Origin of the sequence: Sinorhizobium garamanticum (assembly GCF_029892065.1) — a bacterium.
Taxonomy (GTDB): Bacteria; Pseudomonadota; Alphaproteobacteria; order Rhizobiales; family Rhizobiaceae; genus Sinorhizobium; species Sinorhizobium garamanticum.
The window spans coordinates 1,019,308-1,045,381 of record NZ_CP120373.1 but is presented as its reverse complement, the minus strand read 5'-3'; the positions used below and the strand labels follow the sequence as shown (position 1 = coordinate 1,045,381).

Here is a 26,074-nt window from a genome sequence, read left to right as displayed (position 1 = left end):
GGGCGCCGGCTCATGTTCGGCGCTCGCACTTTTTGAAGCGGGATTGGAAAGAAGCGGGCGGTTCTACGCCCGCATCCCGCATTTCATTGAAATCGATCCCGTCTGTGATTTGAGCGAATTCAATCCAAGATCATGACGTGATCCGAGGTAAGTACGATGACCAGATCCACATCCTCCGCTCCTTCCCAGCGCATGCTGCGCGTGGGAGAACAGGTGCGCGCCGCGATCACGCAGGTTCTGCAGCGTGGCGAGGTGCGCGATCCATTGATCGAAAAGACGGTGATATCCATTTCCGAGGTGCGCATGTCGCCGGATCTGAAGATCGCCACAGCCTATGTCACCCCGCTCGGCATGGCCGACCATGGCGCGATCATCGAGGCATTGAACCGGAACGCGAAGTTCATCCGCGGGCGCCTGGGGCCGCAGCTCCGGCAGATGAAATACATGCCGGACGTCCGTTTCAGAGACGACACGAGCTTCGACAATTATCAGAAGATCGACGCGCTGCTGCGCTCGCCGGAGGTCAGCCGCGACCTCGATTCCGATACCGACGACGAAAAAGAAAAATAAGAAAGACCCATGTCCAAACCGCGCAAACCCAAGGGTCGCCCGATCTCGGGCTGGCTGATCCTCGACAAGCCGCTCGATTTCGGTTCCACCGAGGCCGTTTCCAAGATCAAGTGGCTGTTCAAGGCGCAGAAGGCGGGTCACGCCGGCACGCTCGATCCGCTCGCCTCCGGCATGCTGCCGATAGCGCTTGGTGACGCGACGAAGACCGTCCCCTACGTGATGGATGGGCGCAAGATCTACGAGTTCACCGTCGCCTGGGGCGAGGAGCGGACGACCGACGATCTTGAGGGCGAAGTCGTCCGCTCGTCCGCAGAGCGGCCGAAGGAAGAGGCGATCCGCGCCCTGCTGCCGAAATATACCGGTGTGATTAGCCAGGTGCCGCCGCAATTCTCGGCGATCAAGATTGACGGCGAACGCGCCTACGATCTCGCTCGCGAGGGGGAGACGGTAGAAATTCCGGCCCGGGAAGTGGAGGTTTTTCGGCTTTCGCTGATCGGATGCACGCCGCATCTCGCGCATTTCGAGATCGAGTGCGGCAAGGGAACCTATGTTCGCTCGCTTGCCCGCGATATGGGCCGCGATCTCGGCTGCTTCGGGCATATCGCTTCGCTCCGCCGCACTTTCGTGGCTCCCTTCGGCGAAGATGACATGGTGCCGCTTGCCGACCTCGTCGCGCTGGAGAAGATCGAGGACGATGGCGAGCGGCTTGCCGCGCTGGACGACTTCCTGATCGAGACGGGCGAGGCTCTTTCCGACCTGCCGCACATCGCCGTCAACGATGATCAGGCGCATCGCCTCAAGATGGGCAATCCGATCATCCTGCGTGGCCGCGAGGCACCGCTGCCTGCTCCCGAGGCCTATGCAACGGCGCGCGGCAAGCTCGTGGCGATCGGCGAGATCGCCGAAGGCGAATTCCGGCCGAAGCGGGTGTTTGCCACGCCGTGATCCATGTTTCCTTAAATCGTCGCCGATTTAAGGATAAAAACATGCAGCAATTCAAAGCGCTACAGCGCCTTTTGCGCGTCTGAAGAGGCGCGCGGCGCTGCAGGCGGTTTGCGTTTGGCGAAACGCTGACGCATGATCGCGGGAGACGATTCGATCTATTCGGCGCAAGCTGCGGATATGGCCGTTCGCGGCAGTTGGGGCCAATCCGAGATCGCGATTTTGCCATGCGCGTCAACCGGTAGTGGTTGTGCGGCCGACGCGCAGGAGCGCACGGGACCTCGTTCGATCGTTGGCCACCGGCGGCGCGACGATAGACGGTGAAAGGCGACCCGGGTGACTGAGGTGTCAGGGAAGGACCACGGAAACGCTTCGCGCGGCGGCTTGCAGGCTGCCGCCGCCTTCGTTCGGGACCGTCTCCGCCGGCCTTTCAGCTTCTATCTGGTCTCGTTGCTGCTGATCGCGATCATCCCTTCCTTCATCTTCTCCTTCGTCATCCTGAAACGCAGCATGGATGCACAGGAGCAGGTCGTGACATCGCTCCTGAACGCCTCGACCGGCTCCGTCGCGCGCATCGTCGAGCGCGAGGTCGAGGGCATGCTGACGACGCTCAAGGTTCTTTCGACATCGAGCGAGATCGAGCTGCGCGACATGCGCGCCTTTTACAACCGCGCTTCCGTCGCCCTGGCCGACACCGATTCCAATCTGATTGTCATAGACAGGAACCACAATCAGAGACTGAACACCCACCTTCCCTTTGGTGCACCACTCGGACAGGCGTCCGATCCGGAATCGATCGAACTTGCCTTCAAGAACAAGGGTCCGCTCGTCTCCGGCGTGTTTTTCGACAGCACCGACGGGCGATGGGCCTTCAACGTCTATCTTCCGGTCAGGCTGGCAACCGGGGAGAGCTATCTGTTGGCCTTGACGCAAGACGCTGACGGGATGGCGAAGGCCGTCAACCGCGACACGCTGTCGCCCGGCTGGAACGCGGCACTGGTGGATGGCAGCGGGAAGGTGATAGTGTCCTCCGATGCCTCGGTCAAACCGGGCGATGCCTTCTTCCTGGAGAATCTGCCGGCGATCAGTATCGGCGTCGCCAACATCAGCGAAAACGGCGCGGACTACCGCGTCGCGACCGAGTTTTCCATCGTGACCGGATGGCGCATCGTCGCCTGGGCGCCGCGTGCGGTTGTCGATGCGCCGATACTATGGTCGTTCCTCTGGTTGTCGCTTGGCGGCATTATCTTCGCAAGCATCGCAGTTGCGGGTTCGTGGGCAATCGCCCGCCTGCTCTCGCAGGGGGTGAAGCTGCTTGCCATGGACGCGCGCCGTCTTGGTGCCGGCGAGCCCATAAAGCCGCGTCGATACGTGATCACCGAGGTCGAGTACGTATCGAGCGCATTCGCCCGGGCGGCCGCGGCGCGCACCAAGGCCGAAGGGGAAATCCGCTTTCTGATGAGAGAGGTCGCGCACCGCTCGAAGAACCAGCTCACCGTCATTCAATCGATGTTGAACCAGTCCGCCTCTTCTACCGAGAGCGCCTCGGAATTCGCCGAGGCCTTTCGAAAACGCATCGCGGGCCTTGCCCGGTCTACCGACCTGATGGTCGCCAATGCCGCCCTCGGCGTCGATTTCCGCGAACTGGCGCAGAACCAACTGCAACCGTTTGCTCCCGATGACCCGCAGCGCATCGTGCTGAGCGGTCCGGCCGTTCGGTTGGAAACGCAGGTGGCACAGATGCTCGGCATGGCGTTGCACGAACTCGCGACCAACGCGACCAAATATGGCGCACTTGCCAACGCGACCGGTATCATCAGGCTCGACTGGTCGGTGTCGGATGGAATGATCGCCATTCGTTGGCGCGAAGAGGGAGCGGATATTGCGCCGCCGAAACAAACGTCAGGGCGAACGGGTTTCGGAACGGTCGTGCTCGAGCGCATGCTCGGCATGGCGCTGAGCGCCGAACTCGAACGGACGATGCACCCGGACGGCATCGAATGGAATATCCGGATTCCGCGCAGCAGCAGGGGCGAGGTACCGGCCGAAACCGGAAGTTGACTGCGAGAATGATGGACGCGGACGCTTTTCAAGGGTTTGCCGGATAGCACCTCGATTCCCGGAAAACCGGTGGGCGCGCCTTCAGCCAACCGGCAATTGAAGCGTGGCGTGTCGCCTCCGGATGCCTGGTTCCATGACCCTTTCCTTTTCGATCCATTTCGTTTATAGGCACGCCATCGAAAGGCACTGCCTCTTCGTATGAACGGCCGCGGCTGGACGACATCCCGGCTGCCGGCGACCCCGAAATCCTCGAAACGAAAGGATCATCCGATGTCGATTACTGCAGAGCGCAAGGCTCAGCTCATCAAGGAATTCGCGACCGTCGAAGGCGACACCGGTTCTCCGGAAGTCCAGGTTGCGCTCCTGACGGAACGGATCAACAACCTGACCGAACACTTCAAGGGCCACAAGAAGGACAACCATTCCCGCCGTGGTCTTCTCGCGATGGTTTCCAGCCGTCGTTCGCTCCTCGACTATCTGAAGAAGAAAGACGAAGCGCGCTACACCAAGCTGATCGGTGCCCTGGGCATCCGTCGCTAAACGACTTTGTCCGGCGGGCCGCTTGCGGTCCGCCGGCTTTTTATGGGCGCTTGATCGCCTGCTGCATGCTTCCTTAAATCGGTGCCGATTAAAGGATAGAAACATGCAGAAATTCAAAGTGCTGCTGCGAATTTTGTGCGTCTGAAAGGACGCTACCGCGCGGCAGAATTGTCTCTCCGCTGGCGCCTGAGGCGCGAGGATTGGAGAGAATGTCCAGCGAACCGGATGGGCCGGTATCGCGGATCAACCGATGGCCCGTCATGGGGCAGGATTGCAGGATGCTTCGGCGCCCGCGCGCCGGAGCTGCCACGCGGGCAGCACGGCGAGACGGGATCGAGCCGGTTTGTTTTGAAGCCTCCCGTTGTCTTGCCCGTGATGCGCCACCACCAAGCGGCTCTCAGATCATCCGCGCTGCAAAAGCCGCGGAAGGTCTCCCGCACACGAAGGACAGAACATGTTCGAGACCCACAAGGTAGAAATCGAATGGGCAGGGCGTCCGCTCAAGCTCGAAACCGGCAAGATCGCGCGTCAGGCTGACGGTGCCGTTCTCGCCACCTACGGCGAAACGGTGGTGCTTGCCACCGTTGTTTCCGCCAAGGCACCGAAGCCGGGCCAGGATTTCTTCCCGCTCACCGTCAACTACCAGGAAAAGACCTACGCGGCCGGCAAGATTCCCGGCGGTTATTTCAAGCGCGAAGGCCGCCCGAGCGAAAACGAAACGCTCGTTTCCCGCCTGATCGACCGGCCGATCCGCCCGCTCTTTCCGGAAGGCTACAAGAACGACACCCAGGTGATCGTCACGGTCATGCAGCATGACCTGGAGAACAATCCGGACATCGTTTCGATGGTTGCGGCCTCTGCCGCGCTGACGCTTTCCGGCATCCCGTTCATGGGCCCGATCGGCGGCGCCCGCGTCGGTTACATCAACGGCCAATATGTGCTGAACCCGCATCTCGACGAGATGGACGAATCCTCTCTCGATCTCGTCGTCGCCGGCACGCAGGAAGCCGTGCTGATGGTCGAGTCGGAAGCCAAGGAGCTGCCGGAAGACATCATGCTCGGCGCCGTTGTCTTCGGCCAGAAGGGCTTCCAGCCGGTGATCGATGCGATCATCAAGCTCGCCGAAGTCGCCGCTAAGGAGCCGCGCGAGTTCGAGCCGGAAGATCATTCCGCCCTCGAAAACGCCATGCTGTCGATCGCGGAAGACGAGCTGCGCAATGCCTACAAGATCACCGAGAAGGCAGCCCGCTACGCCGCTGTCGACGCCGTCAAGGCCAAGGTGAAGGAACACTTCCTGCCGGAAGGCCTCGAGAACCCTCCCCACACGGCCGAAGAGATCGCTGCCGTCTTCAAGCACCTGCAGGCCAAGATCGTTCGCTGGAACATCCTCGACACCCAGAGCCGCATCGACGGCCGCGACCTCGTCACGGTCCGCCCGATCGTCGCCGAAGTCGGCATCCTGCCGCGCACGCACGGTTCCTCGCTCTTCACCCGCGGCGAGACGCAGGCGATCGTGGTTGCCACGCTTGGCACGGGCGAAGACGAGCAGTATGTCGATTCCTTGACCGGCATGTACAAGGAAAACTTCATGCTGCACTACAACTTCCCGCCCTTCTCGGTCGGTGAAACGGGTCGTATGGGTTCTCCGGGTCGTCGCGAAATCGGTCACGGCAAGCTCGCTTGGCGCGCCATCCACCCGATGCTGCCGACGGCGGAACAGTTCCCCTACACGCTGCGCGTCGTCTCCGAAATCACCGAGTCCAACGGCTCCTCCTCGATGGCCACCGTCTGCGGTACCTCGCTGGCGCTGATGGATGCAGGCGTTCCGCTTGCCAAGCCCGTCGCCGGTATCGCCATGGGCCTCATCAAGGAAGATGACCGCTTCGCCGTTCTCTCCGACATCCTCGGCGACGAAGACCATCTCGGCGACATGGACTTCAAGGTTGCGGGCACGGATGCCGGTATCACCTCGCTGCAGATGGACATCAAGATTGAAGGCATCACCGAAGAGATCATGGGTGTTGCCCTCAACCAGGCCAGGGGCGGCCGCCTGCACATTCTCGGCGAAATGGCCAAGGCCATCTCCGAGAGCCGCGGCCAGCTCGGCGAATTCGCCCCGCGCATCGAAGTGATGAACATCCCGGTCGACAAGATCCGTGAAGTCATCGGTTCGGGCGGCAAGGTCATCCGCGAGATCGTCGAAAAGACCGGCGCCAAGATCAACATCGAAGACGACGGCACGGTCAAGATTGCATCCGCCTCCGCCAAGGAGATCGAAGCGGCCCGCAAGTGGATCCACTCGATCGTCGCTGAGCCGGAAGTCGGCCAGATCTACGAAGGCACGGTCGTCAAGACCGCCGATTTCGGCGCCTTCGTCAACTTCTTCGGCGCCCGCGATGGCCTCGTCCACATCTCGCAGCTCGCCTCCGAGCGTGTCGCCAAGACGACCGATGTCGTCAAGGAAGGCGACAAGGTCTGGGTCAAGCTGATGGGCTTCGACGAGCGCGGCAAGGTTCGCCTCTCCATGAAGGTCGTCGATCAGGCGACCGGCAAGGAAGTCGTCGCCGAGAAGGCGGAGAAGAAGGACGGTGGCGAAGCGGCTGAATAAGCCGTCCCGCCCAAAATACTCGGGGGCGCGGAGCGGATTGCTCCGCGCCCCTTTCTGTAAGCAAAAAACGGAATCACCCCATGAGTCGCGACGCACTGAAAACGCTGTTCCATCCTTTCGAGACCGGCGTCATCGATCCGCCGGGAGAGGACGAACGCGTGCTCTTTCTCGGGGCGGAGGCGGGCTACAGGCTGCCGCAGGACTTTTCCGCCTCGATTGCCGCCGTGCAGCCCCTAAGGTCACTCTATCGCGCCCTGGAAGCGGCACGTGCCGACGTGACGCCGGTCGCCGAGGGTGAGGATTATGACGCCGCGCTGGTACTCTGCGGCAAGCACAAGGGCGAAAACGAGGATCGGATCGCCGAGGCGCTCAAGCGCACCCGCGCCGGTGCACTGATCGTCGTTGCGGGTGGCAAGGAGGACGGGATCCAGCCGCTGCGCAAGAAGATCGGCAAATTCGGCTGGGATGGGGACTCGCTGCCGAAATACCATGGCGTCGCCTTCTGGTTTACCCGGCCGGAAGATGTGTCGGGGGCCGTGTCTCAGCTCGCCAAAGTGCCGGTGCGCGTAGACGGCCTGTTCGAGGCGTCGCCGGGCATGTTCTCGCACGACCGGGTGGATGCTGGTTCGGAGCTTCTTGCCTCTCGCCTTCCCAAGGATCTTACCGGCCACGCGGCCGATTTCGGTGCCGGCTGGGGCTATCTGTCGGTGATGCTCGCCCATGCCTCGCCGGGGCTGAAGGGCATCGATCTCTTCGAGGCGGACTATGAAGCGCTGGAGGCCGCGCGCGCCAATATGATGGCGAACGCCCCCTCGACACCGGCTCGCTTCTATTGGCACGACCTGACTAGCGAGGAGACGCGCGACAAATACGACCTGATCGTCATGAATCCGCCCTTTCACGAAGGCCACGCCGCGGAGCCGTCGCTCGGTGCCGCGATCATCAAATCCGCCGCCAAGGCTTTGAAGCACGGCGGCAGGCTGATGCTCGTTGCCAATCGCGGCCTGCCCTACGAGCAGGTTCTCGCGGAAAACTTCAAGGAGAGCGGCGAGACCTGCCGCAACGCTCGCTTCAAGGTGCTCTGGGCGAAACGGTAGAGCAATTCCGGGAGAAATGTGCAGCGGCTTTCCGTCCGGAACCGCGTAAGTCCACACGCTCCGGACAGCGCCGTCGCTTACTGCATGATTCCTCAAATCGGAATCGATTTGAGGAATCATGCAGCAATTCAAAATGCCACAGCGACCTTTGCGCGTCCCAAAAGACGCGCCGCGCTGTAGCCGTGACGCGCCGTTTCCAGTTGCCAGCAGGGACGATCGGGCACACCATGGTCACGTCGGTGCGTCTTTGCAGGAGAGGAGCAGGCTATGGGATTCGGACCCGCTCGACCCCCTATGATGGAGGATGTTGAAGAGGTGATTGCGCGCGACATCAAGAATGCCGAGGGACATGGCGCGACGTCGGAGGTTCCACTCCCGTTCCTGCGCAAGCTCTATCGCGCGCCGCTTGTGCCGGGAAAGCTGCGGCACATGCGTGGCGCGACAGCCATTGTTGGCCTCGGACTTCTGGCCATTCTGTTCGGATTGATTTGGGCCTGGACGGCGGCCTGATCCGGGTTGGAGCAATTCCAAGAAAACTGTGTAACGGCTTTCCGTCCAGAATGCGTCTGGTGAATAACCCGGATCGGCTGTCTTACTCCACGTCGGCCGTGCGCAATGCCTCGAGCGTCGGCATGGAGGTGATGTTGTAGCCGGAATCCACATAGTGGATTTCGCCCGTGACGCCGCGCGAAAGGTCGGAAAGAAGGTACAGCGCGGAATTGCCGACATCGTCGATCGTCACCGTGCGGCGCAGCGGCGAATTCTTCTGCTGCCACGACAACATCGCGCGCGCGTCCGAGATGCCAGCGCCGGCGAGCGTGCGGATCGGCCCGGCGGAGATCGCGTTGACGCGGATGCCGCGCGTGCCGTAGTCAGCGGCGAGATAGCGCACCGAAGCTTCGAGCGCCGCCTTGGCAACACCCATCACGTTGTAGTTCGGCATCACCCGCGTCGAGCCGCCATAGGTCAGCGTCAGCATCGTGCCGCCCTCGCTCATCAGCTCGGCGGCGCGTTTGGCGATCTCGGTGAAGGAGAAGCAGGAAATGACCATGGTGCGGCTGAAATTTTCGCGCGTGGTGTCCGCGTAAAGCCCCTTCAGCTCGTTCTTGTCGGAGAAGCCGATGGCGTGAACGACGAAATCGAGCTTTCCCCAGCGCTCCTTGATCGCGGCGATCACGGCGTCGACCGAGGCGATGTCCTCGACGTCGCAGGGCAGGAGGAAGTCGGAATCGACCTCTGCCGCGAGCGGCTTCACCCGCTTGCCGAGCGCTTCGCCCTGATAGGTAAAGGCGAGCTTGGCGCCCTGGGCGGCGAGCGCCTTCGAGATTCCCCAGGCAATAGAATGGTTGTTGGCCACACCCATGATGAGGCCGCGCTTTCCGTTCATCAGTCCGTTCATTGTGTTATCCGTTGTAGCGCTGGAAGACGAGCGTGGCGTTGGTGCCGCCGAAACCGAAGGAGTTCGAAAGAACCGTGTCGATCTTGGCGTTGTCGATCCGCTTGCGGACGATCGGTACGCCTTCGAACTCCGGGTCGAGCTCGCTGATATGTGCGCTTTCGCCGATAAAACCGGCCTGCATCATCAACAGGCCGTAGATCGATTCCTGGACGCCGGCAGCTCCCAGCGAATGGCCCGTGAGCGATTTGGTCGACTGGATATGCGGCATCTTTTCGCCGAAGACTTCGCGAATGGCGCCGATTTCCTTGGAGTCTCCTACTGGCGTCGAGGTTCCGTGGGTGTTGATGTAGTCGACATCGCCCTTCACGGTCGCAAGCGCCTGACGCATGCAGCGCACGGCACCCTCACCGGACGGCGCGACCATGTCGTAACCGTCTGAGGTTGCGCCATAGCCGACGATCTCGGCATAGATCTTGGCGCCGCGGGCCTTGGCGTGCTCCAGTTCCTCGAGCACCAGAACGCCGGCGCCGCCGGCAATCACGAAGCCGTCGCGGTTGGAATCATAGGCGCGCGAGGCCGAGGACGGCGTGTCGTTGAACTTGGACGACATCGCGCCCATCGCATCGAAAAGGTTGGACATCGTCCAGTCGAGATCCTCGTGGCCACCGGCAAACATCACGTCCTGCTTGCCCCACTGGATCATTTCCGCGGCATTGCCGATGCAATGCGCCGAGGTCGAGCAGGCGGACGAGATCGAGTAGTTGACGCCATGGATCTGGAACCAGGTCGCAAGCGTGGCCGAGGCCGTCGAGGACATCGCCTTCGGCACCGCGAAGGGACCGATGCGCTTGGGGCTCACGTTCTTGCGGGTAATTTCTGCAGCCTCGACGATGGTGCGCGTCGAAGGGCCGCCCGAGCCCATAATGATGCCGGTGCGTTCGTTGGTGATTTCGCCGGCTTCGAGGCCTGAATCCGCGATCGCCTGCTTCATCGCGACGTGGTTCCAGGCGCCGCCCTGCGACAGGAAGCGCATGGCGCGCCGGTCGACGAGTTCCGTCGGGTCGAGCGTTGGTGCCCCCCAGACCTGGCACTTGAAGCCGTTCTCGGCGAAGTCCGGGGAAAAAGTAATGCCCGATTTCGCATCGCGCAGCGATGCCGTGACTTCCTCGGCATTGTTACCGATCGAGGAAACGATGCCGAGGCCCGTGACAACAACCCGTCTCATGGTACTGACCTTTTCTTAACTTGAACCCGTCCTGGCCTTTTTGCGGCTCAGTCGGCCTTTTCCTGGAAAAGACCGACCCTGAGGTCGCTGGCCTTGTAGATCACTTCGCCGTCGGCCTTCATCCAGCCGTCCGCAATGCCGAGCACCAGGCGGCCGCGCATCACGCGCTTGAAGTCGATGCCGTATTCGACCAGCTTGGTCTTCGGCGTCACCATCCCGGTGAATTTCACCTCGCCGGTGGAGATAGCGCGGCCCTTGCCGGGCTCACCGAGCCAGCCGAGGAAGAAGCCGGTCAACTGCCACATGGCATCGAGACCAAGGCAGCCCGGCATGACGGGGTCGCCCATGAAATGGCAGGGGAAGAACCAGAGGTCCGGCGTGATGTCGAACTCGGCGCGGATATAGCCCTTGTCGTGCGGGCCTCCGGTTTCCGAGATATCGGTGATGCGGTTGAACATCAGCATCGGCGGCAAAGGCAATTGGGCATTGCCGGGGCCAAACATTTCACCTCGGCCGCAGGTCAGGATTTCCTCATAGCTGAAGCTGGATTGTCTGGTGGTCATGAATGGTTGCTTCCCCGAGTGACTGAGTGTTCTCCGACCTGCTTTAGAGCAAGTTCGGGCTGAATTGAAGCGTGGCCTACGCCAATGGCTGTCCTGCCTGCCGCAGTTTCCGCTTCTGCGATATCCTATAAGTTAGTGCGGATGGCGGCGAAAACCCGCTTCACATTTTCTCTCATTCGGCTCTTATTAGCGACATCGTTCCGCCGTCGCTTACAGTATGAATGTGGGCACGGCCAGAGTTAAATGCCAGCCTTCCCCTGCTTTGGGCCGATTTTCAGGCGTTTGCGCCCCTGGAAGCTCGGAATCTATTGAAAGCGGCGGCAGCAGAAGTTATATCGCAAACGGATAATCTGTGAATTTTGGCCAGGATACCGAAACGGCTGCGCATGACGAAAGCACCACAAATGTGTTCGCAGGAGAGGCTGCGCAATTCGGGGTTGCGCCCGACACGTCAGCGCGTCGCGCTTGCGGATCTCATTTTCGCAAAGGGCGACCGTCATTTGACCGTCGAGGAGTTGCACGAAGAAGCGGTTGAGGCCGGCGTCCCGGTTTCGCTCGCGACCGTCTACAACACGCTGCACCAGTTCACCGAAGCGGGCATGATCCGCGTTCTGGCGGTCGAGAGCGCCAAGACCTATTTCGACACCAATGTGTCCGACCATCATCATTTCTTCGTCGAAGGACAGAATGAGGTGCTCGACATTCCGGTGAGCAACATCCAGATCGACAATCTTCCGGAGCCTCCCGAAGGCATGGAGATCTCCCATGTCGATGTCGTGATCCGTCTGCGTCGCAAGTCCGACCGCTGACCGTAAGAACGGCGCCGCGTCCGCCGGACGATTAAGGCGCCGTGATATCTTCAAAGGTTTCTACATCACGTCGCTCGGGTCGCGGCCAGGACCGGCCTTGCCGGTCGGCAGTGTCCAGCCATACCGCAACGCGCCGCCGCGCACGGCAAAGGCCGCCAGCACGCCGAGCGCCGAGGTCGCCGCGAGCGGCATGCCGACCATCGCCGCCAGAACGAAGGCGCCTGCGCCGATAAGGGCCGCGGTGACGTAGATTTCCGGCCTCAAGAGCACGGAGGGTTCGCCGGCGAGCAGATCGCGCAGGATGCCGCCAAAGGTTGCCGTCAGCATGCCGGTCACGATCGCGACGATCGGCGAGCCTGTCGCCGCCAGCCCCTTGGCGGCACCCATGACGCAATAGGCGGAAAGCCCGACCGCATCGAGCCACACGAGCACGCGGTAGCGCGACTCGAAGCGGTGCGATGTGAGGAACACCAGGAGCCCGACCGAGGCACAGACGATCAGATAGGCCGGGTTCAACACCCAGAACACCGGTGTTGCCCCCAGGATCACGTCGCGCATCGTGCCGCCGCCGATGCCGGTGATGGAGGCGAGAAAGAGATAGCCGATGATATCGAGCTGCTTGCGCGACGCCGAAAGCGCGCCGGTCGCCGCGAAGACGGCCACACCGGCATAGTCAAGAATTTCGAGGATCGGCATGAATGCTCCGCTCTGGACTGCGCCGAGCCCGGGCTGACGCTATCCGCGTTCATTAGCGCAACGGCGGGAATAAGTCAGCGGGGCGGAAGGCTGTGCTATCCAAGGATATGCGTGACAACTCAAACTGAGGAAACGTCTCCCACTTGCGGCGAGAGGGGACGCGGAGTTTGGCGCAGCCCTCTTCCCCTCAAACGGCGATGTCGCGCGAGACGGCCCCGCTTGACCCATGCCCCGCCTGCGGAGGTGCCGGCAGGCGAATGGGGGCCCACCGGGCACGGCCTATCGCAAAACCTATTGCGGCAGGATCGTTTGCGTCCGGCCGAGTAGATAGTAGGCGAGCAGCCCGGTCCATTCCTTGGCGGCGGTCGTCGCCAGTTGCGCATTGAGTGAGGGCTGAGTGAAGTCGAAGCCGAGCCGCACCTTGCCGCTCGTCCGGTAATCCGTCGGCCAGGGCATCACGTCGATGCCGAACGAACGAAAGAGGCCGATCGAGCGCGGCATGTGGTAGGCCGAGGTGACAAGCGCGCAATGTTCCATTTGGTTCTCAGCGAGCAGGTCCTTGGTATAGCGCGCGTTCTCGAAGGTGGTGCGCGAGTCTTCCTCACGGACGAGACGATCGGGGGCGATGTCGAATGCGTCGAAGAACGCCCGCGAGGCCTCCGCGTCGCCGGCATAGCCGCCGCTCAAGGAGCCGTCGCCGCCCGACACGAGGATGCGCGCGGCAGGATAGGCCTTGGCAAGCCGGACGGCCTCGACGAAGCGCTCCGCCGCCTGGTTGAGCTCAATGCCGCCGCGCCCGTCAATCACCACGTTCTCGAAGGCGCCGCCGAGCACGATGATGCAGGAGAGCTCCGCCGGAGGGGAAGGGCGGGGAAACCGGTCTTCGAGGACTTGCAGGAAATAGGAGCCTGCGGTCGTAAAAAGGCTCAGGAACAGCACCAGGAGGCCAAGAGAGCCGAAGACGCCACCGATGCGTGCCCGGCCTCGCAGCGCCAGCAGAAAGCCGATGAGGACGCTGAAGAAGGCGAGGGAGAGCGGCTGGGCAAGGAGCCAGAAGATCTTGGAGGCAAGGAACATGAGGCAACTGTTCTGGCGCCTGGTGGGTTAATTTTCTTTAAATTCCACTATCATCGCGCCGGCAGCAAGGCCCTTGCGTTTCTAGCCGAGGTTGCCGTCATCGTTCTGACGACGTTGCCGAGAATGCTATGCGCACGCGCAAGAAATCGCCGCCGTCGTAGGCCTTCGTGTCGCAAGTCATTGGAAAGTTTTGGTGGAGCTAAGCGGGATCGAACCGCTGACCTCTTGCATGCCATGCAAGCGCTCTCCCAGCTGAGCTATAGCCCCATCAGGGTCCGGCAGCGCCGGTTCCGGGAAGATCGTCGGGCGTTGTGCCCGGCGAGTGGCGGCTTATTACTTCTGCTTTTGGCAGATGGCAAGCCGAAAATTTAAGGCCGGTGCGATTTTATTGCTCGTTCCGGGAAATGCCCCGACCGCGAGGTGTTGCGGCGGGCGGGGCATCTTTCATGCGTCATTTGAAACGCTTAGCGCGATGAAAAAATGTGCGCGAGGGTTCCGTCCACATCCTGCAGGTAATTAGACGTCCTCATCCTCGTCGGAGACGCCGATGAGGTCGCTCATATCGTCGTCGTCGTCTTCGTCGTCGGTCTCGAGGAAGGTGTCGTCGTCGTCACCGTCGATCTCGACGTCGTCGTCACCAAGATCCGGCAGGTCGTCGCCGCCCGATGCCTCGTCGTCAGCATCCTCGAGCGAAACGAGTTCGACTTCGGTGTTCTCGGTGTCGACTTCCGCCACCTCTTCCTCTTCTGCCTTCTCGAGCACCTTGGCGACGGAGCTCTCCTCGAAGAAGGACAGCGGATAGGACTTGCCCGTGTAGGGGGAGACGATCGGATCACGGTTCAGATCGTAGAATTTCCGCCCCGTTTCCGGGTCTATGCGCTTTGTTCCAAGTTCCGGTTTTGCCACAGTCAAAGCCTCTTGAGTGGCCGGACGAGCCGGCTCTTGCCGGTAAGCCGGCGGGTGGAAGGTTATCAAGCTTATGATGATTAGCCGGTCCCCATAATCGTCTTGACGACTTCTGTCAAAGACAAACTTCGGGCGGGCCTCGCTCGCATTTTCTTCGTCCGGGAGGATGACCCTATTTGTGCTTTATGTTAGGGAGCCGAGGAGACCGGCGGTCCGTGCCCTAACGCGCGAGAAGGGCGTGATGTTCCGTGGCTGCCGGCAGCCGGATTGTCAGAGGAAAAACACCATGTCCCATGGCTCAAGCCCGCGGCCTGCCACCGCAAAAAAGTCTTCCGATCTCAAGGGCACGGTCCGCATTCCCGGCGACAAGTCGATCTCGCATCGCTCCTTCATGTTCGGCGGCCTTGCCTCGGGTGAGACGCGGATCACCGGCCTGCTCGAAGGGGAGGACGTGATCAACACCGGCAAGGCGATGCAGGCGATGGGCGCCAAGATCCGCAAAGAGGGCGATACCTGGATTATCAACGGCGTCGGCAATGGCGCACTGCTCGCGCCGGAAGCGCCGCTTGATTTCGGCAATGCCGGCACCGGCTGCCGGCTGACCATGGGCCTCGTCGGCGTCTATGATTTCGACTCGACCTTCATCGGCGATGCCTCGCTCACCAAACGGCCGATGGGGCGCGTGCTGAACCCGCTGAGAGAAATGGGCGTCCAGGTGAAATCGGCCGAGGGCGACCGGCTGCCGGTGACGCTGCATGGACCGAGGACGCCGAACCCGATCACCTACCGCGTGCCGATGGCGTCCGCCCAGGTCAAATCCGCCGTGCTGCTCGCCGGCCTCAACACGCCCGGCATCACCACCGTCATCGAACCGGTGATGACGCGCGATCATACGGAAAAGATGCTGCAGGGTTTCGGCGCCAATCTGACGGTCGAGACTGATGTTGAGGGTGTGCGCACCATTCGCCTCGAAGGGCGCGGCAAGCTGACGGGCCAGGTGATCGATGTCCCGGGCGATCCGTCCTCGACGGCCTTCCCGCTGGTGGCCGCGCTTCTCGTGCCGGGCTCGGACGTCACCATTTTGAACGTCTTGATGAATCCGACGCGCACTGGCCTCATCCTGACGCTGCAGGAAATGGGCGCCAACATCGAAGTCATGAATGCGCGCCTTGCCGGCGGCGAGGATGTCGCCGATCTCCGCGTGCGTCATTCGGAGCTGAAGGGCGTCACCGTGCCGGAAGAGCGCGCCCCGTCGATGATCGACGAATATCCGGTGCTCGCCGTCGCCGCCGCCTTCGCCGAAGGTTCGACCGTCATGAACGGCCTCGATGAACTGCGTGTGAAAGAATCCGACCGCCTCTCCGCCGTCGCCGACGGCCTGAAGCTCAACGGCGTCGACTGCGACGAGGGCGAGGCCTCGCTGGTCGTCCGCGGCCGCCCCGGCGGCAAGGGTCTCGGCAACGCTTCGGGCGGTCAGGTGAAAACCCATCTCGACCACCGCATCGCCATGAGCTTCCTCGTAATGGGGCTTGCTTCCGAGCACCCGGTGACGGTCGACGACTCGACGATGATCGCAACCAGCTTCCCCGAATTCATGGACCTGATGACGGGGCTGGGAGCGAAGATTGAGTGAGATTAATATATGGCATGTCGGGTACGCTGTCGTGCTCGTGTGGGGCTGATGGCGTTACGCCCCGGACGCCGATCATAGGCACACTCTCTGCAAGGGCGAAGTCGAATGAGGCTGAGGAGAACGCTCGGATGGCTGCCCACGGTGGCTGTCGCAATTGTCCTCACGCTCGTGTCGCAGATCGGCGGCCTGATCTGGCTCCTCTCGCTCTGCATCACACGCCCATGGAGGAAACGGATCGGCTTTGCCGGATTTCTCGTGCTGTTTGCGAGCCTCTACGCGGCTGGAAGTACGCTGAGCCATGCCGTCGCACCCATCTTTGGCCGGGTCCCGCTTCCTTGCTTTGACGACGCTTCGCGGCTCCGTATGCAGTCCCCCTTGTACTGTGTGCTGAACCGCCAGTATGTCGTTCCGAAGCTGAGAGAGGCGGCGCTTGCCCTATCGCGGCAGATGGACCTCGTGTTCCCTGGAACGACCACTTTGGCGCTCGATGGGAACTTTCCCTTCTTCGATGGCTTTCCGCTGTTACCGCATCTGTCCCACTCGGATGGCCGAAAACTTGATGTGGCATTCTACTATCAGGACAACGAGGGGCGATTTCTCGACAAGGCTACACGCTCTCCGGTCGGCTACTTTGCATTCGAGCAGCCAAGCGAAAACAGCGTTCTGCCGTGTAAAGACCGCAATGATATCTTGACGCTGCGCTGGGACTTGCATGTCCTGCAAGCGCTGTGGCGGCCTTTGTTGCTTGAAGAAAAGCGAACCCGGGAGGCGCTCCGTTGGCTTTCCGATGAAGGCCGAGGGTTCGGCGTAGAGAAAATGTTCGTGGAGCCACATCTGGCACAAAGGCTTGGCGTCTCCGCAGAAAACATCAAGTTTCAAGGTTGTCGGGCTGCCAGACACGACGATCACATCCACATGCAGGTTGCAAAATGACACTTACCATCGCCATCGACGGACCCGCCGCGGCCGGCAAGGGAACGCTCTCGCGCCGGATCGCCGAGGAATATGGCTTTCAACATCTCGACACCGGGCTTACCTACCGTGCGACCGCCAAGGCGCTTCTCGATGCCGGGCTGCCGCTCGATGACGAGGCGGTTGCCGGGAAGATGGCGCGCAATGTCGAACTCGCCGGTCTCGACCGGTCGGTACTGTCGGCCCATGCGATCGGCGAGGCGGCCTCGAAGATCGCCGTCATGCCGGCCGTTCGTCGCGCATTGGTCGAGGCGCAGCGCGCTTTTTCGCAGCGGGGGCCGGGAACCGTGCTCGATGGGCGTGATATCGGCACTGTCGTCTGCCCCGATGCTACCGTGAAGCTCTATGTCACGGCCTCGCCCGAAGTCAGGGCAAAACGGCGTTACGACGAGATCGTTGCCGGCGGTGCCGCGGCTGATTACGACGCGATCTTCGAGGATGTGAAAAAGCGCGACGAGCGCGATATGGGCCGGGCGGACAGCCCGCTTCGCCCGGCGGCGGATGCGCACTTGCTTGACACTTCCGAAATGAGTATAGAGGCGGCATTCCAGGCAGCGAAGACGCTGATCGACGCGGCCTTGCAGAAGAAGATTTGAAGAAAGCCATCATCGGCTCCTGCCGGATCGCCTTCTTAAAAAGCCTGAAATTCCGTCCACGCGCCGGATTGCTCCTTCAGATGGAGCGGACTGGGTTCAGGCCAGTTTAACGCTAACCCCCGGCGCATGTGCGTCTCTTCTCGAGATGCATCAGGAGATTTTATGTCTGCAACCAACCCCACCCGTGATGATTTCGCAGCGCTTCTTGAAGAGTCCTTCGCCAAGACGGACCTCGCCGAAGGCTATGTCGCCAAGGGCATCATCACCGCGATCGAAAAGGACGTCGCCATCGTCGACGTCGGTCTGAAGGTCGAAGGCCGCGTACCGCTGAAGGAATTTGGCGCCAAGGCCAAGGACGGCGCGCTCAAGGTCGGCGACGAAGTCGAAGTCTATGTTGAGCGCATCGAAAACGCGCTCGGCGAAGCCGTTCTGTCGCGCGAAAAGGCTCGCCGCGAGGAAAGCTGGCAGCGCCTGGAAGTGAAGTTCGAAGCCGGCGAACGCGTCGAAGGCATCATCTTCAACCAGGTCAAGGGCGGCTTCACCGTCGATCTCGACGGCGCCGTAGCCTTCCTGCCGCGTTCGCAGGTCGACATCCGTCCGATCCGCGACGTCACGCCGCTGATGCACAACCCGCAGCCCTTCGAAATCCTCAAGATGGACAAGCGCCGCGGCAACATCGTGGTCTCGCGCCGTACGGTTCTGGAAGAGTCCCGCGCCGAGCAGCGTTCTGAAATCGTCCAGAACCTCGAGGAAGGCCAGGTTGTCGAGGGTGTCGTCAAGAACATCACCGATTATGGTGCGTTCGTCGACCTCGGCGGCATCGATGGTCTGCTGCACGTGACCGACATGGCATGGCGTCGCGTCAACCATCCGTCGGAAATCCTGAACATCGGCCAACAGGTCAAGGTTCAGATCATCCGCATCAACCAGGAAACCCACCGCATCTCGCTCGGCATGAAGCAGCTCGAGTCCGATCCGTGGGATGGCATCGGCGCGAAGTATCCGGTCGGCAAGAAGATCTCCGGTACCGTCACGAACATCACCGACTACGGTGCGTTCGTCGAACTGGAGCCGGGCATCGAAGGCCTGATCCACATCTCCGAAATGTCCTGGACCAAGAAGAACGTCCACCCCGGCAAGATCCTGTCCACCAGCCAGGAAGTCGACGTTGTCGTTCTCGAAGTCGATCCGACCAAGCGTCGTATCTCGCTCGGCCTCAAGCAGACGCTCGAGAACCCGTGGCAGGCATTCGCGCATAGCCACCCGGCTGGCACCGAAGTCGAAGGCGAAGTCAAGAACAAGACCGAATTCGGCCTGTTCATCGGCCTCGACGGCGATGTCGACGGCATGGTCCACCTCTCCGACCTCGACTGGAACCGTCCGGGCGAGCAGGTCATCGAAGAATACAACAAGGGCGATGTCGTCCGCGCTGTCGTTCTCGATGTGGACGTCGAGAAGGAGCGCATCTCGCTCGGCATCAAGCAGCTCGGCAAGGACGCGGTCGGTGAAGCTGCCGCTTCCGGCGAACTGCGCAAGAACGCCGTTGTTTCGGCTGAGGTCATCGCAGTCAACGATGGTGGCATCGAAGTGAAGCTCGTCAACCACGAAGACATCACCTCGTTCATCCGTCGTGCGGACCTGTCGCGTGACCGTGACGAACAGCGTCCGGAGCGCTTCTCGGTTGGTCAGCTTGTCGACGCTCGCGTCACCAACTTCTCCAAGAAGGACCGCAAGATCCAGCTGTCGATCAAGGCTCTGGAAATCGCGGAAGAGAAGGAAGCCGTCGCTCAGTTCGGTTCGTCCGACTCCGGCGCTTCGCTTGGCGACATCCTGGGTGCCGCTCTGAAGAACCGCCAGACCAACGAATAATCGTTGCTCTGCGTTCAAGTGTTGCAGCGTCCTTTACGCGTCTGAATAGACGCGCGGCGCTGCAGACTGAAAATAACGAGCCCGCGGAGAGCGATCTCCGCGGGCTTTTTCGTTGAGCGGAAGAGAATGGAGAGGGTCAGCCGAGACCGCCGAGCCTTCTGTAGAGATCATAGGCATCGATGGCGCCGGGCTCGTCGCTCTTCTCTTCCGCTCCACCGTCGGAGGATTCCCCTTCGGGCGTTTCGCGATCACCTTCGTCGGCCTCTGCGTCTGCTCCAGCATTGCTCTCGCCGTCGCCGGTGCGTTCCTGCCGGTCGGCCTTCCCGGCAGCGTCTTCGGCGTCCGTCTTGGCCGGGAGGTAGGGAACGAGTGCGAATGGTATCGCCTCGCGGGGGAGCCCGTTTTCGACGAGACGGGTGATCATCTGCTGCATCGTCGGATCGTCGCCGGGATTCGAGGCTTTCGCTTGAATCGCCGAGCGCAGCGCGGCGGTCTTCTCTGGTTCGTCGGCGGATCCCGGGTCGCTCATCGGAACAGCCCCAGTCGTCTCGTTTCTGGGGCGCGTGAACGGCGAATGCTCCGCCGCTTCGCTCTCCGATGGCGTCGCCGGCACCCGCTGTCCAGTCTCACCACCCTTCGGTTCCGCCGGCGCTCCGCCTTCGCTTAAAATTTCGGGAAGGGCGACGCCCTCACGGACAATCGCTTTTACGGCGGAAAAGCGCTCGGCCTGACCGCCTGGCTCTCCGCGCGGAGGTCGCGTGCTCTGCTCGTTGCCTTCCGTATCGGGCGCGGGGCGGCGATAGGTGCCATCCGCGTCGAGCCCGTCGTCGCCAGCCGCTTCAGCAGGCTCACGTTCGAGCAAGGACGTCTCGGCGTCGCTTGCGGTTTGTTCGGCGTCTTCCGGCATGGCGGGGAGGGTCGGATCGAACGGAGGGGCGTCGAAGTCCGCCGCTTCGCCAGCCGTGTTGCCGGCGGCCTCGATGCCGGTGTCGACCACTTCGCCTTCGGGCTCTGTTTGTGGGAGCGCCGCATCGGTCTCGGCTGCTTCACCTTCCGTGCCGCCGCCCGCAGTCGGCGCCGCGCTCTCCATCTCCGGACGCGGCGAAGCCTGCGTCCGTTGCGAGCGCGCATCCGGCGTCCTCGCGGCATCTGATCGCTGGGCGTCCTTGGGCATCTCGTCTCCCGCCTCGAGCATCGCCTCGACCGGGTCGCCCTCTTCGTCGGCGCTGAAGGTCTTCTTCAGAATCGACTGAAGCAGCGCGACATCGCTTGATGCGGACGCTTTTATCGCGGCGAACTGGGGCGGCACGGGTGTCTGCACCGGCAGATTGCGGATCGCTTCCTTTGCCGGAGATTGAGGGAGTGCTGCGTTGGCGCCTGCAGTTCTTTCGCCGTGGCCGGACGGCATGGCGGTCAGCACTGCGAGGCGGTGCGCGAGATCGCGTCCACCAAGTTGCCGCTCCAGGAGCAGCCGCTCCGGCATTGGCATGGATTGAAGGAAACCGATCAGCCGTTTGGCGAAGTCGCGGCCGCTTTCTTGCGGCAAGGGCGGAAACTTGAGGATGCGCGCCAGATCCTCCATCAGCCGCACCAACGCGTCCCTGGAAAGAACCTCCTTGCCCGATAGATGACGGCTGAGCGCGTCGAGAATTTTCTGGATCGCCTCGGCCCGCTGACCTGATGGAAGCACGGCATGGCGGATCTGCGACGTGGTTTCGTCGCCTGGGCCGACCGCGTTTCTGATCGTGAGAATGGGCAGCATTCCGGTTTCCACTTCGCTAGCAGCAACGTCCCGCTGTTCTTGCACCACCGCGCGAAAACTCGCCACAACGGCCCGAACGGCGTCGGATCTCGATGATTGCTGTCGGAGAGCGCTTCATGCGCGCAATGGTCGGCCGGCCGAGCCAACCACGGCTTGGCCGCGGACACTCGCAGCTCCGCGCGTCCTAACAGACGTGCAAAGGACGCCGTAACGCTTTGAATTTCTGCATGTGGGGCATGATCGTTAAGGGTAAGCTAAAGAAGTTTAAGAAATCTTAACCATGCCGCCTGCTGCGCCGAGACCTTGCCGTCCACTTGCGTGAAGGCCTTTCCCGGTCCATCCTGCCCCCACAGCGCCGCGCGTCCGATCGGACGCGCCAAGGTCGCTGTAGCACTTTGAATTGCTGCAGGATCCCTTAAATCGATTCCGATTTAAGGGATCCTGCAATAGCCTTCACGGAGCTGCCGATGACATTTCGCCCGCCGCAATCACTGAGCCGTTTCGAGACCAGAAGCGGCGTGAACGTGCTCGAATATGAGCTGATGGCGGAGCGTGCGGACGCGCTGGGTCGAAATGGCCTGAAGGTCGAGAAGGCGATTGCGGCCCTGAACCGGTTCGACAGCAGCAAGGACGGGCCGGCTGTCCGTGAGCGGCTTCTCGACGAGGCAGCGGACGTTGTCTGGGCCTTCCTCATTCAGCGCGAAATATGCGGCCTGCGCGACAGTCGCGACGCGGTCCGCCGTTACGGCATTCCAAAGGAGGTCATGGCCCGCCTCGGAATCATCAGAAAGCGATAATCAGGCTCCTGCATGTTTCCTTAAATCGTAGGCGATCAAAACATGCAGCAATTCAAAGTACTACAGCGCCCATGCGCGTCTGAATGGACGCGGCGGTGCCGCAGCTCGGCGATCATTGTGATCCAGCCAGCTTGCGCCTGATAAAGTCGTAGATGCCGTCTTCGTCGACGTGAAGAACGAACAGATCGCGGGCCTCGGCAGCCTGCTTGTCGGTTTGCTTTTCGCCGTCCTCATGAAGCGCCGCCATGAGGCTTGCCTCTTCCTTCGTGATACCGGCATTCGTGATATCGGCATTGTCGTGCTCGCTGCCCTGGCTCTCCGAGGTAGCCTGCTCGCGGTCGCGGTCATCGTTCCGCGCCTGCGTTTCCGCGACCTCGGCGCCGGCGGCGAGAACGGTCAGCATCTCGGCCGCATCGACGACTTCTCCGCCGGGCGCTGTCTTCCCGGCGTCGATATCGGCGGCAACCTCGTTCCGCTTCCTGACGGCCTCATGCAGTTCCTTGACGTCGTCGAGCTTGTCCTTTGCCTCGAGCGCACGGATCGTCTTCTCCCGCTCGGCATGGGTCTCCGCATCCTCGACGCGCGTCGGATCGCTCTCCGTCCGTTCGAGTTTCAGTTCCTCGAGCGACTTCGGATTGGCGGCATCCTCCAGTCGTTGCAGTACCTTTGCCGTTTCGATGGCGGTGAGCCCGCCATCTTGCGCCTTCGTTTGCAGCGCTGCCTCAAGCTTGTCGTCTTCCGTGCCATAGGGGTTCTTGATCGCGGCCAGGACTTCCAAGAGTGAAAGGTCGAGCGCGTCGAGGCCGAGCGTCTTCTCGATCATTCGGATCTGTTCGGGCTCAAGACTGGAGAGAGCCTCTTCGAGCTGACGCCCATAGGCATAGGCCGATTGGCCATCCGCTCGCTCCAGGCCGACGAGTTCGCCCAGCTTGCCGGTCAGTTCGAGCTTGAGCTCGGTGACGTCGACCACGGCGCGATTGAAGAAGTGGTTGTTGATCTTGTCGTTGGCGGTCTTCTGCGCCTCATCCGACTTGATCCGCGCATTGAGGATCTTGTCCTCCTTGGTCGCTTTTGCCTTTTCCTCTTCCTCCGCGCGGCGCTTTTCGATGTCCTCGATGATCGAGCCCACGAGGGTGGTCGAGACGGTCGCGCTTGCCTGCTGGGTCGGAAGCAGCATCGTTTCAATCCGCCATCTGATTGTACCGGTCTGAAACGATAAGCGGGCGAGGTTAACTGCACCTTAATGATGCCGACCGATTGCCTGGCCCATCTTGCGAGCTGAGCCTTTACCGATAGGGCGAATAGCAGGCGCCGCCACAGGTCAGGAAGCGGTACAGTGCGACATATGCGGCCCGCGCGACAGCCGCGGCCGCTCAGTCATATTTTCAAAACCAGGGAGGCCCGGCGGAAATCGCCGCGCCTCGTTCGAGCGAGCCTTACCAGCCCCGGACGATGACGCCCCCATAATAGCCAGGTCGGTAGTACCGATGGCCGTAGTAACCGGGGCCGTAGCGGTACGGATAGTAGCCGCGATGATATCGGTAGGGATAGTAACCGGGATAATAGCCCGGACCGTAATAGCGGGTCCCGTAGTAGTGGCGCCGCGGATAGTATCCGGCGCCCGGCCCGAAATAGAAGCTGATGCCGGCCCGGCGATAGCCGGGATGATATCCCGGCCAGCCGCCGTAGTAGCCGCCCCGCCAGCGCGGATAAGAGCCCCAGCGGCGATGGGTGACGGTCTGGACATCTGCGGGTGGCCCGATGTCGAGCACTGGACGCGGCATGGCCTGGGCAGGCGCGACAGGGGGAATCATGGAGGCGGCCGCCAGCGCGCAGCTCATAACGAAATTCCGAAATCCCGTCATTTTTCCTCACTTTCCGAAAGACGTGCTTTCCGGTTTGTCCCTGCTCCTTAGATGTTTGTTTTGGTTGGTTTATTCCATGACGTCGGGTCGCGCGTACGCGTACTCAGCCGCGGGATTTCCGCGCCGATCAGCCGTCGGAGGAAGCATGCGCCTCTCCGGCATTCATGTCACTGAAATTCTTGCCCTATCTTTGCGGGCTTGGAATGCTCCGAGCGGACCGGTGGAAGGCGAGGCACGACGAAGCGGCGCCACTCCCTGGTGCTTTTTCGTGATCCGACATGAAAACTTCAAAATGCCTGTTGACACTTCGGCTCGGGCCTTTTACATGCCGGTCCGTCGCCCAGATGGCGGAATTGGTAGACGCGCCAGCTTCAGGTGCTGGTACTCGAAAGGGTGTGGAGGTTCGAGTCCTCTTCTGGGCACCATTTCCCCTTGGTTTAACCCAAGGAAATCAGCAAGTTCAGTGCTTTAGGCCTCTCCGATGGTACATTTCTTGGTACACGGAGAGTACATCGTGGGTTTGATGCTACCTTACACACAGCAGCTTCCTTCGGGGGCGTGGCGCTATCGTCGCCCGGTCCCAAACAAACTAAGGCCGATCATCCAAAAGAAAAACTTGGTGAAGGCGCTCGGCGAGACGTACGCAGCGGCGCTGAAATCCTATTCTCAGGTTCATTCCGAGTTCGAAAGGGTGATCCGCAAGGCGGAGCAAATCCTAGCTGCGGACGCGGACCCACGTGAGCTACCGCTGCTGACCAAGCTGGATCTGTATCTCCAAGGCACAGCCAAAATACGGCAGATGGGCTTTGACCCTTACGACGCCACTGTCGATGCCGACGACCCCGATAGCGTGGCAGAAGATGCGGCCAGAACTTCAGTGGCAGATGTCATCCTTGAGGATTACCCGAAGGACCCGGCTACAGGAGACCCCGTAGGCATCACAAAACTTGATCAGTTTGTCGTCAGTGCACTTTATGGCGGCGCCCCGTCCGCGCCAGAGCCAACGCTCGAAGATGCAAAGAAGCTTTACGTTGCCGAGAAGATCACCGGCACAGAGTTCGAGATCAAGAAAAAGACGCAACGCCTTGAGCGTGTCGTCGGTCACATTGAAGCAGCATTGAGCCGACCGCCAACAATTCCCCGGTTCACGCGCTCCGACGCAAAACTTGTGCGCGATCACATGCTTTCTCTCGGCACCCTGAAGCCGTCCTCGGTGAAGCGTGAGCTGAATGTCGTCAAGGCGATGTTCAACCACGTCATTACCGAGATGCAGTTGGTCGGCTGCATGAACCCGTTCGCCAAGCTCCCGATTGCCGGTCTCAATGAGGACCCGGAGGACGAACTGCGTGATCCGCTGCCTGACGATGTTCTTAATTCCGTTCGGGCTTTGATCCTGAACAACGCGAATGACGATCTTCAGTTGATCTGGCGGCTGCTGGAAGGCACCGGCTGCCGATTGGCAGAGGTTACCGGGCTCCGAGTTCAGGACGTATCTCTGCACGACGCCTTCCCGCACATCACCGTGACTTGGCACGAGGGGCGACGGATAAAGACCAAAGCGTCCAAGCGAGTGGTCCCGCTCGTCGCTGATGCTCTGGACGCAGCCAAGGAAGCCGTCGAAATGTCCAAGTCCAAGAAGGGGACGATGCTGTTTGCTCGCTACGGCGGCGAGAACGGACCGGGGAATGCCTCGGCGGCGCTGATGAAGTATGTGCGTAAGGTGACCGATGATGAGGCCCACGCGGTCCACTCGCTTCGACATAACATGAAGGACCGCCTGATTTTGGCCGAGATCTCAGAGCTGGAGCAGAACCTTATTCTTGGTCACTCACTTGGGGGTGTTGGCGACAGGGTCTACGGCGGTACTCCGGCAAAGCTCAGGGCAAGCACCAAGGCCATGAAACGGGCATTTGGCGTGTTTGACGAGGCGGACGGCAAGGAGACGGAAGAGACCCGTCAGGTCGCCGAATTTAACTGAGGGCCGGGGCCATGATGCACCAACACGCAACTTTGCCTCCAAGCAGGTGATCTCCCCAGCTTGAGAAGGACCTGAAGGACGACAGCGCGACCGAGCAGCAGCAAGGGCG

General features: G+C 61.4%; 23 protein-coding genes and 2 tRNA genes. 15 read left to right on the top strand and 10 right to left on the bottom strand.

The window, feature by feature from the left end; genetic code table 11:
- Nucleotides 1-156: 156 nt before the first annotated feature.
- The 7 genes from rbfA to PZN02_RS05015 all read left to right on the top strand — a co-directional run bounded on the left by rbfA (nt 157) and on the right by PZN02_RS05015 (nt 8,328).
- Entirely contained in the window at nt 157-570 is a 414-nt protein-coding gene (gene rbfA / locus PZN02_RS05045; RefSeq protein ID WP_280660513.1) for a 30S ribosome-binding factor RbfA, read from the top strand.
- A 9-nt stretch (nt 571-579) separates the two neighbouring features.
- The gene (gene truB / locus PZN02_RS05040; protein ID WP_280660512.1) at nt 580-1,515 is read left to right on the top strand and encodes a tRNA pseudouridine(55) synthase TruB; all 936 of its coding nucleotides are present in this window, start codon (nt 580-582) and stop codon (nt 1,513-1,515) included.
- Between the two features lie 333 nt (nt 1,516-1,848).
- Complete coding sequence (locus PZN02_RS05035) at nt 1,849-3,573, top strand: sensor histidine kinase (RefSeq protein ID WP_280660511.1); 1,725 nt, start codon at nt 1,849-1,851, stop codon at nt 3,571-3,573.
- Nucleotides 3,574-3,843: 270 nt separating this feature from the next.
- Entirely contained in the window at nt 3,844-4,113 is a 270-nt protein-coding gene (rpsO, locus tag PZN02_RS05030) for a 30S ribosomal protein S15 (protein ID WP_280660510.1), read from the top strand.
- Between the two features lie 454 nt (nt 4,114-4,567).
- Entirely contained in the window at nt 4,568-6,721 is a 2,154-nt protein-coding gene (pnp, locus tag PZN02_RS05025; RefSeq protein ID WP_280660509.1) for a polyribonucleotide nucleotidyltransferase, read from the top strand.
- Nucleotides 6,722-6,801: 80 nt separating this feature from the next.
- Complete coding sequence (locus PZN02_RS05020; RefSeq protein WP_280660508.1) at nt 6,802-7,818, top strand: class I SAM-dependent methyltransferase; 1,017 nt, start codon at nt 6,802-6,804, stop codon at nt 7,816-7,818.
- A gap of 267 nt (nt 7,819-8,085) precedes the next feature.
- Complete coding sequence (locus PZN02_RS05015) at nt 8,086-8,328, top strand: hypothetical protein (RefSeq protein WP_280660507.1); 243 nt, start codon at nt 8,086-8,088, stop codon at nt 8,326-8,328.
- 82 nt (nt 8,329-8,410) lie between these two features.
- Here the strand turns inward: PZN02_RS05015 and fabI are convergent, their stop codons facing one another.
- From fabI to fabA, 3 genes are read right to left on the bottom strand one after another with little or no spacing between them, the layout of a single operon-like run.
- Nucleotides 8,411-9,217 (bottom strand): enoyl-ACP reductase FabI, encoded by an 807-nt coding sequence (gene fabI, locus PZN02_RS05010; RefSeq protein WP_280660506.1) that lies wholly within the window; start codon nt 9,215-9,217, stop codon nt 8,411-8,413.
- Nucleotides 9,218-9,221: 4 nt separating this feature from the next.
- Entirely contained in the window at nt 9,222-10,442 is a 1,221-nt protein-coding gene (gene fabB, locus PZN02_RS05005; RefSeq protein WP_280660505.1) for a beta-ketoacyl-ACP synthase I, read from the bottom strand.
- A 47-nt stretch (nt 10,443-10,489) separates the two neighbouring features.
- A complete protein-coding gene (gene fabA, locus PZN02_RS05000; RefSeq protein ID WP_153442463.1) occupies nt 10,490-11,005 on the bottom strand; it encodes a 3-hydroxyacyl-[acyl-carrier-protein] dehydratase FabA in 516 nt (171 codons plus the stop codon).
- Between the two features lie 386 nt (nt 11,006-11,391).
- Between fabA and irrA the strand changes: the two genes are divergently transcribed.
- Complete coding sequence (irrA, locus tag PZN02_RS04995; protein WP_136509262.1) at nt 11,392-11,814, top strand: iron response transcriptional regulator IrrA; 423 nt, start codon at nt 11,392-11,394, stop codon at nt 11,812-11,814.
- A 60-nt stretch (nt 11,815-11,874) separates the two neighbouring features.
- Here the strand turns inward: irrA and PZN02_RS04990 are convergent, their stop codons facing one another.
- From PZN02_RS04990 to PZN02_RS04975, 4 genes are all read right to left on the bottom strand, one after another.
- Nucleotides 11,875-12,510 (bottom strand): trimeric intracellular cation channel family protein, encoded by a 636-nt coding sequence (locus PZN02_RS04990; RefSeq protein WP_280660504.1) that lies wholly within the window; start codon nt 12,508-12,510, stop codon nt 11,875-11,877.
- A 291-nt stretch (nt 12,511-12,801) separates the two neighbouring features.
- Nucleotides 12,802-13,587, bottom strand: a complete 786-nt coding sequence (locus PZN02_RS04985; RefSeq protein ID WP_280660503.1) for a YdcF family protein — start codon at nt 13,585-13,587, stop codon at nt 12,802-12,804.
- A 191-nt stretch (nt 13,588-13,778) separates the two neighbouring features.
- Nucleotides 13,779-13,854, bottom strand: a tRNA-Ala gene (locus tag PZN02_RS04980).
- Between the two features lie 249 nt (nt 13,855-14,103).
- The gene (locus tag PZN02_RS04975) at nt 14,104-14,493 is read right to left on the bottom strand and encodes a TIGR02300 family protein (RefSeq protein WP_280660502.1); all 390 of its coding nucleotides are present in this window, start codon (nt 14,491-14,493) and stop codon (nt 14,104-14,106) included.
- 286 nt (nt 14,494-14,779) lie between these two features.
- Between PZN02_RS04975 and aroA the strand changes: the two genes are divergently transcribed.
- The 4 genes from aroA (at nt 14,780) to rpsA (ending at nt 19,563) form a co-directional block, all read left to right on the top strand.
- Nucleotides 14,780-16,126 carry a 3-phosphoshikimate 1-carboxyvinyltransferase gene (gene aroA / locus PZN02_RS04970; RefSeq protein WP_280660501.1) on the top strand — a complete coding sequence of 449 codons (1,347 nt, stop codon included), beginning with the start codon at nt 14,780-14,782 and terminating at the stop codon, nt 16,124-16,126.
- Between the two features lie 141 nt (nt 16,127-16,267).
- A complete protein-coding gene (locus tag PZN02_RS04965) occupies nt 16,268-17,059 on the top strand; it encodes a hypothetical protein (RefSeq protein ID WP_280660500.1) in 792 nt (263 codons plus the stop codon).
- Nucleotides 17,056-17,694, top strand: a complete 639-nt coding sequence (cmk, locus tag PZN02_RS04960; protein ID WP_280660499.1) for a (d)CMP kinase — start codon at nt 17,056-17,058, stop codon at nt 17,692-17,694. The genes PZN02_RS04965 and cmk overlap by 4 nt, the downstream gene beginning before the upstream one ends.
- A 162-nt stretch (nt 17,695-17,856) precedes the next feature.
- Nucleotides 17,857-19,563 carry a 30S ribosomal protein S1 gene (rpsA, locus tag PZN02_RS04955; protein ID WP_280660498.1) on the top strand — a complete coding sequence of 569 codons (1,707 nt, stop codon included), beginning with the start codon at nt 17,857-17,859 and terminating at the stop codon, nt 19,561-19,563.
- Between the two features lie 136 nt (nt 19,564-19,699).
- Here rpsA and PZN02_RS04950 read toward each other — a convergent pair whose 3' ends face one another.
- Entirely contained in the window at nt 19,700-21,325 is a 1,626-nt protein-coding gene (locus PZN02_RS04950) for a hypothetical protein (RefSeq protein ID WP_280660497.1), read from the bottom strand.
- A gap of 467 nt (nt 21,326-21,792) precedes the next feature.
- Between PZN02_RS04950 and PZN02_RS04945 the strand changes: the two genes are divergently transcribed.
- A complete protein-coding gene (locus tag PZN02_RS04945; RefSeq protein WP_280660496.1) occupies nt 21,793-22,122 on the top strand; it encodes a DUF6665 family protein in 330 nt (109 codons plus the stop codon).
- 112 nt (nt 22,123-22,234) lie between these two features.
- Here PZN02_RS04945 and PZN02_RS04940 read toward each other — a convergent pair whose 3' ends face one another.
- Nucleotides 22,235-23,299, bottom strand: a complete 1,065-nt coding sequence (locus tag PZN02_RS04940; protein ID WP_280660495.1) for a hypothetical protein — start codon at nt 23,297-23,299, stop codon at nt 22,235-22,237.
- Nucleotides 23,300-23,558: 259 nt separating this feature from the next.
- The gene (locus PZN02_RS04935) at nt 23,559-23,936 is read right to left on the bottom strand and encodes a BA14K family protein (protein ID WP_280660494.1); all 378 of its coding nucleotides are present in this window, start codon (nt 23,934-23,936) and stop codon (nt 23,559-23,561) included.
- A gap of 389 nt (nt 23,937-24,325) precedes the next feature.
- Between PZN02_RS04935 and PZN02_RS04930 the strand changes: the two genes are divergently transcribed.
- A tRNA-Leu gene (locus tag PZN02_RS04930) sits at nt 24,326-24,412 on the top strand.
- A 98-nt stretch (nt 24,413-24,510) separates the two neighbouring features.
- Entirely contained in the window at nt 24,511-25,965 is a 1,455-nt protein-coding gene (locus PZN02_RS04925; RefSeq protein ID WP_280661388.1) for a tyrosine-type recombinase/integrase, read from the top strand.
- Nucleotides 25,966-26,074: the final 109 nt, after the last annotated feature.